The sequence below is a fragment of the Candidatus Schmidhempelia bombi str. Bimp genome, assembly GCF_000471645.3.
GTDB classification, from domain to species: Bacteria; Pseudomonadota; Gammaproteobacteria; order Enterobacterales; family Orbaceae; genus Utexia; species Utexia bombi.
On record NZ_AWGA01000024.1, the window covers coordinates 96,534 to 102,764 of the forward strand.

General features: G+C 36.8%; 8 protein-coding genes and 1 riboswitch. Of the genes, 5 read left to right on the top strand and 3 right to left on the bottom strand.

Annotated features, from left to right (window positions below):
- Positions 1 to 115 precede the first annotated feature (115 nt).
- Positions 116 to 475, bottom strand: a complete 360-nt coding sequence (gene folB / locus O970_RS02850; RefSeq protein WP_024495672.1) for a dihydroneopterin aldolase — start codon at positions 473 to 475, stop codon at positions 116 to 118.
- A 450-nt stretch (positions 476 to 925) separates the two neighbouring features.
- Here folB and rsmE point away from each other — a divergent pair, with 450 nt between their 5' ends.
- Genes rsmE through ruvX form a run of 4 tightly spaced genes read left to right on the top strand, consistent with a single transcriptional unit; the run spans position 926 to position 3,608 of the window.
- On the top strand, positions 926 to 1,648 hold the full coding sequence (rsmE, locus tag O970_RS02855) for a 16S rRNA (uracil(1498)-N(3))-methyltransferase (RefSeq protein WP_024495673.1): 723 nt from the start codon (positions 926 to 928) through the stop codon (positions 1,646 to 1,648).
- 10 nt (positions 1,649 to 1,658) lie between these two features.
- Positions 1,659 to 2,621 (top strand): glutathione synthase, encoded by a 963-nt coding sequence (gene gshB, locus O970_RS02860; RefSeq protein ID WP_024495674.1) that lies wholly within the window; start codon positions 1,659 to 1,661, stop codon positions 2,619 to 2,621.
- Between the two features lie 7 nt (positions 2,622 to 2,628).
- On the top strand, positions 2,629 to 3,186 hold the full coding sequence (locus O970_RS02865) for a YqgE/AlgH family protein (protein WP_024495675.1): 558 nt from the start codon (positions 2,629 to 2,631) through the stop codon (positions 3,184 to 3,186).
- A gap of 2 nt (positions 3,187 to 3,188) precedes the next feature.
- Positions 3,189 to 3,608: a Holliday junction resolvase RuvX gene (gene ruvX / locus O970_RS02870; protein ID WP_024495676.1), complete on the top strand. Its 420-nt coding sequence runs from the start codon at positions 3,189 to 3,191 to the stop codon at positions 3,606 to 3,608.
- A 163-nt stretch (positions 3,609 to 3,771) separates the two neighbouring features.
- Here ruvX and ribB read toward each other — a convergent pair whose 3' ends face one another.
- Both ribB and erpA read right to left on the bottom strand, forming a co-directional pair.
- Positions 3,772 to 4,431, bottom strand: coding sequence for a 3,4-dihydroxy-2-butanone-4-phosphate synthase (gene ribB, locus O970_RS02875; protein ID WP_024495677.1), 660 nt, complete (start codon positions 4,429 to 4,431; stop codon positions 3,772 to 3,774).
- 79 nt (positions 4,432 to 4,510) lie between these two features.
- A riboswitch (FMN riboswitch) is annotated at positions 4,511 to 4,648 on the bottom strand.
- Between the two features lie 68 nt (positions 4,649 to 4,716).
- Complete coding sequence (gene erpA / locus O970_RS02880) at positions 4,717 to 5,055, bottom strand: iron-sulfur cluster insertion protein ErpA (protein WP_024495678.1); 339 nt, start codon at positions 5,053 to 5,055, stop codon at positions 4,717 to 4,719.
- Positions 5,056 to 5,301: 246 nt separating this feature from the next.
- On the opposite strand from erpA, the gene hemL reads away from it, so the two are divergent.
- Positions 5,302 to 6,231: glutamate-1-semialdehyde 2,1-aminomutase (gene hemL / locus O970_RS02885; protein ID WP_024495679.1), on the top strand; the 930-nt coding region annotated here is incomplete at its 3' end.

A 6,231-nucleotide genomic window follows, 5' to 3' on the forward strand; every position in this document is an offset into this window, starting at 1 on the left:
TACCTTTGTCACTATAGAAATAGAGCGCGTCATCACGCGCAACGAATTATATCTAATCTGTTATTTTTATCCTTGTTGATTATCGTCATAATCATCCTAATTGATAGGAGCTAGCTTATTTTTTCTTCTGACGTTTAATGAGTACTGCAACATTATTGGCCATGGCAATCGCATCCGGTTTACTCACTTTTACTTTTACTTTTGGTACAGAAAAGGTATCGATAAGTAACTTAGCGACTTCTTCTGCTACACGTTCAATTAAAGCAAAACGATGTTGGGTTAAATGGTCGATAATCCCCTGAGTGACTCGCGCATAATCCAAACAAAAATTTACGTCATCGGTTGACGCAGCAACACGATGATCCCAATCCATTTCGATATCTAGTACTAATTTTTGCTTGATGGTTTGTTCCCAATCATAGACACCAATAACCGTGAATACCGTCAAACCTTCAATAAATACTTTATCGCTCATTATGTCGATTTCCTATTTTTAAACAAAAGCAATTATAATAGACATATATAGTATAATATGATTAGGATAATTAAACGATATCCTGTTTAATTAGCTAAATAGATAATTTAACTAATTATTGTAATACGACTAGCCTTTATTTTGTTATCGATTATAAGTTGTGCTAAAAAAGTCGCCTTTTACACTCAGCGAATATTTGTCATTTATATTGAATGTTAAGCTCAATTTTTAATGGAACAATTAACGTATTAAACTATTTAGAAAATATTAAGTTAATCGCAACACTAACGCATAGTTTATATAAAAACTATTATTATAAAAATAAATAGTCATACGCTAAAAGCGCTATCTTATTCATCGTTATTGGCTTACTTCACTATATTAAGAAAATGTATAAAATTAAGCTATAATAATCAGTAATTACATTTATCTATAACCACGACATATATTATGACTAGAATTTTTCATCACTCCCCCATTTTAGCAAACAGCCACTTACAATTAGATCAAGAGGCATTTCACCATGTTGTGCGTGTATTACGTATGAAAGTAGGTGATCCATTAACCTTATTTGATGGTAGTAATTATATTTTTGATAGCATACTCACTGAAGTGAATAAAAATGCGGCTATCGTTTCGGTTGGAGAAGGTCGATATGATAATCGTGAATCTTCACTCAATATTCATTTAGGGCAAGTCATATCACGTGGCGATAAAATGGATTTCACTATTCAAAAATCCGTTGAACTTGGCGTGACGAGCATTACGCCACTATTTTCAGAACGCTGTGGTGTAAAATTAGATAACGAACGTTTAGCTAAAAAAATACAACAATGGCAAAAAGTCGTGATTTCGGCGTGTGAACAGTGTGGTCGTAATCAAATACCCGTTGTCAAACCAGCAATGGATGTGGAACAATGGTGCTCAACATTAAAAGATGGACTAAAGCTCAATTTACATCCACGAGCTAAACACTCTGTGCATACACTAATGCCTAATAATACCATCCATTTATTAATTGGTCCTGAAGGTGGATTATCTGATAGTGAAATTGCTATGACAGCCAATTATGATTTTACGGATATATTGTTAGGACCTAGAATATTACGAACAGAAACCGCTGCATTGACAGCAATTACCGCTTTACAAGTGAAATTTGGTGATCTTGGTTAAGGAGTTTAACATGATAAAACTTGGCATCGTAATGGATCCCATTGCGCAAATTAATATAAAGAAGGATACCAGCTTTGCGATGTTATTAGATGCGCAGCAGCGAGGTTATGAAATTCATTATATAGAAATGAAGGATCTATTTCTTGACGCTGGAGAAGCATTTGCCAATACTAAAATAGTAACCGTGCAAAATGATAGTGAACATTGGTATGATTTTCATCAACAACAAACCATTCCCTTACACGAGTTAGATGTTATTCTAATGCGTAAAGATCCACCTTTTGATATGGAATTTATTTATGCGACTTACATTTTAGAACGCGCGGAAAGTAAAGGAACATTAGTAGTAAATAAGCCGCAAAGTTTAAGAGATTGTAATGAAAAGATGTTTACCGCTTGGTTTTCCGAATTAACGCCGACTACGCTGGTAACGAGACAAACGGATCTCATCCGTCAATTTCATCAAAAACATGGTGATATTATCTTAAAACCTTTAGATGGGATGGGAGGAGCGTCTATCTTTAGAGTCAAATCTGATGATGCTAATTTATCAGTGATTATTGAAACATTGACAGCTCACAATACCCGCTACTGCATGGCACAAAATTTTATTCCAGCAATTAAAGATGGTGATAAACGTATACTAGTTGTGAATGGTGAGGTGGTTCCTTATTGTTTAGCGCGTATACCAAAACTTGGCGAAACGCGAGGCAACTTAGCGGCGGGAGGACACGCAGAAGTACGTCCATTAACTGATCAAGATAAAATAATTGCTCATACTGTCGCTCCTATATTAAAACAAAAAGGGTTATTATTTGTTGGCTTAGATGTGATTGGCGATAAATTGACAGAAATTAACGTCACCAGCCCAACAGGTCTTTGTCAAATCGAAGCAGCGGTAGCTAATTTATCGATTACTGGTATCTTATTTAATGCTATCGAACAGCAACTTCACGCTAAATATAAAAGTTGACATGCTTATGAATTTAAAAAATCATTTTTTGATCGCCATGCCGAGTCTAACGGATCCGTTATTTGAGCATGCAGTAGTGTATATTTGTGAACATAATAATGAAGGCGCGATGGGAATCATTATAAATAAGCCAATTATGGATCTGCGCGTAGAAATGGTATTAAACCGGCTTGATATTATACCTATACGTGAATGTGCCGCACTGGGACAATCAGTGTTTACTGGCGGTCCTTTAGCTGATGAACAAGGTTTTATATTGCATACCCCTGAAGAAAATTTCGCTTCAAGCGTACAAATAGCAAAAGATGTTATGGTGACAACTTCTCTTGATCTGCTACGGACAATAGGTTCAAGTCATCAGCCGAAGCATATTTTATTAGCATTAGGGTATGCAGGTTGGCAAAAACAGCAACTTGAAAAAGAGATTATGAATAATGATTGGCTAGTAGTCAAAGCGGATCCAAAAATTATTTTTGATGAACCCATTGAAAGTCGCTGGAAAAATGCAGCGAAAAGTTACGGTATTAATATTTCAATGATTTCGACGCGGGTAGGTAATGCATAATTATGGCAACAGTTATTGGATTTGATTTTGGTACAAGTAGTATTGGTGCAGCTATAGGTCAGGATATTACCAAAACCGCTAGCCCTTTAATCGCCTTTAAGGCAAGGGATGGGATACCTGATTGGCAAAAAATTGCCAATGTATTAAAAGAGTGGCAACCAGATTACTTAGTAGTCGGTCTACCATTAAATATGGATGGTAGTGAGCAAGAATTAACGGCCAGAGCAAAAAAATTTGCGGCTAGGCTACATGGACGGTTTGGTTATCAAGTTCATTTGCAAGATGAAAGGCTCACGACTGTCGAAGCTAAAGCCAATATCTTTGCTTACGGGGGATATAAAGCTTTACAAAAAGGTCGTGTCGATGCGGCATCAGCGGTAATTATTTTAGAAAATTGGTTTGATCACTCATCAAATATATAAATATACGCATGGTGACTATCATTAAGATGATTGAACTCACCGAAGACCATCAATTATTGATTAAATAACTTAACTTAATACGGAATAAATAACTGATTCTGCTGATTATCCTTAATATTATTGGTTTAATAATATTAAGGATGTTTCTTATCTTATTAAAAATCTATCTATTTTTTTGTTGACGATAGATAACAATATCTTCAATGGTTACTACCGGCATGTTATGCTGTTTGGCAAACTTTACGACTTCTGGTGCTCTTGACATTGTCCCATCATCATTGGTTAATTCACATAGAACGCCTGCTGGTTTAAAACCTGCCATACGGACTAGATCAATTGTTGCTTCAGTATGACCACGGCGGCTAAATACCCCGCCTTCTTGTGCGACCAACGGATAAACATGCCCCGGTCGACTCAAATCAGAAGGTTTAGCCTGTTCTGTAATGGCAGCTTTGATCGTTGTTACTCGATCTGCTGCTGATACGCCCGTCGTTACCCCTTCTGCGGCCTCAATGCTCACTGTAAAAGCCGTTTTATTTTTACTCGTATTATTGGCAACCATCATAGGTAAAGCTAATTGATCGCAACGCGCTTGGGTTAAACACAGACAAACAATACCACTACCATAACGAATAGTTAAGGCCATCTGTTCTGGTGTAATTGTTTGAGCTGCCCAAATGATATCCCCTTCATTTTCCCGATCTTCATCATCAAGAACTAAGACACCATTTCCTGCTTTTAAGGCCGCCAAGGCTTGTTCAACACGTTCGATAGCGTTGCCGAATTCGGCAAGGTTAAATTGATTATGATTAGACTGATTCATGGTAATGATCCTTAATTTTTTAATTTACCAGAATCAGGGCTAGAGCTTAAAAAATAAGTAAATATGTATAAAGTGCTTAAGCTACTCTCTTTTATCCAGACTATTACTGTCGGCTTTGGAATTTCACCAAATCTGCTAGACCTTATTTATATCTTATAAATAAGCGCTCGTGGGCTGTACCACCGGTGGGGAATTACACCCCGCCCTGAGAATGTTACAATAAAAATTGATGCATACTAACTATAATATGATAACAATAAAATGGCAATTAACCACTATGATTTATCACACGCTAAACGATGATCCGCAACCACAAGTTGTCTTAGCATTAGGATTATCCACAACAAATCGTGAACCCTGTAAACCCTCAGTGTAATCAATAACACCGCCAATAAGATATTGTAAACTCATCGGATCTATGACTAACTGCACGCCATTTTTTTCAATAATAAGATCATCTTCATTACTTTTTTCATCAAAGGTAAATCCATATTGGAAACCACTGCAACCACCGCCCGTAATATATACACGTAATTTTAAATTTGGATTTTCTTCTTCAGTAATTAACGCTTTTACTTTATTTGCCGCAGCATCAGTAAATTGTAGCGGTAAAGCCTCACTCATAACGTTTTAACCTCATTTCATTATTTTCTATTATTATAAACCAAATTACTTCCTGTCTAAATAACGATTTGTAAATTGGTGCAATCGTATCTATTTAAAACAAGAACGCTTGAATTTGGCTTGATTTTATGAATAAATACGCAAAGTTTTAAGATGAATTTAATTGGCTTATTATTTTGTACTGACTAGAAAGTCATTCTGCTTATAGATGATGGCCTATTAATCCAACCAAGGAAGTCATATATGATCAACAATTCAGAAAAACTTTATCAAGAGGCATTAACGGTTATGCCGGGTGGGGTTAATTCACCGGTAAGAGCATTTAATGGAGTGGGGGGGAGTCCATTATTTATTGAGCGTGCAGAAGGTGCTTATATTTATGATGTCGATAATCATGCTTATATCGATTACGTTGGTTCATGGGGACCTATGATTCTTGGGCACAATAATCCTGATATTACCCAAGCAGTTTATAAGGCAATGAAAAATGGACTTAGTTTTGGCGCACCAACAGCCGCCGAAATTCAGCTTGCGGAGTTAGTCACAGAGTTAGTTCCCTCCATTGAAATGTTAAGAATGGTTAATTCAGGCACAGAAGCAACAATGAGTGCGATTCGTCTTGCTCGTGGATTCACTGGACGTGATAAAATTATCAAGTTTGAAGGCTGTTATCATGGACATGCGGATTACCTATTAGTAAAAGCCGGATCTGGGGCATTGACATTTGGTCATCCAACATCGCCTGGCGTACCTGCTGATTTTGTACAACATACCTTAGTGTGTGATTATAATGATCTGGCATCGGTTAAACGTGTTTTTAAACAACATCCAGAGGATATTGCTTGTATTATTATTGAACCGGTTGCAGGAAATATGAATTGTGTACCTGCTAAAAAAGAATTCTTACAAGGTTTACGTGACTTATGTGATCAACATGGTACATTATTAATTATTGATGAGGTGATGACCGGCTTTCGTGTCGCATTAGGTGGTGCTCAAGATTACTACAATATTGTCCCTGATTTGACGTGTTTAGGTAAAATTATTGGGGGTGGGATGCCTGTTGGTGCCTTTGGTGGTCGTAAAGAGATTATGCAACAGCTTGCTCCAACAGGACCGATTTATCAAGCAGGCACCTTATCTGGTAATCCAATTGCAATGGCGGCAGGGTTTTGC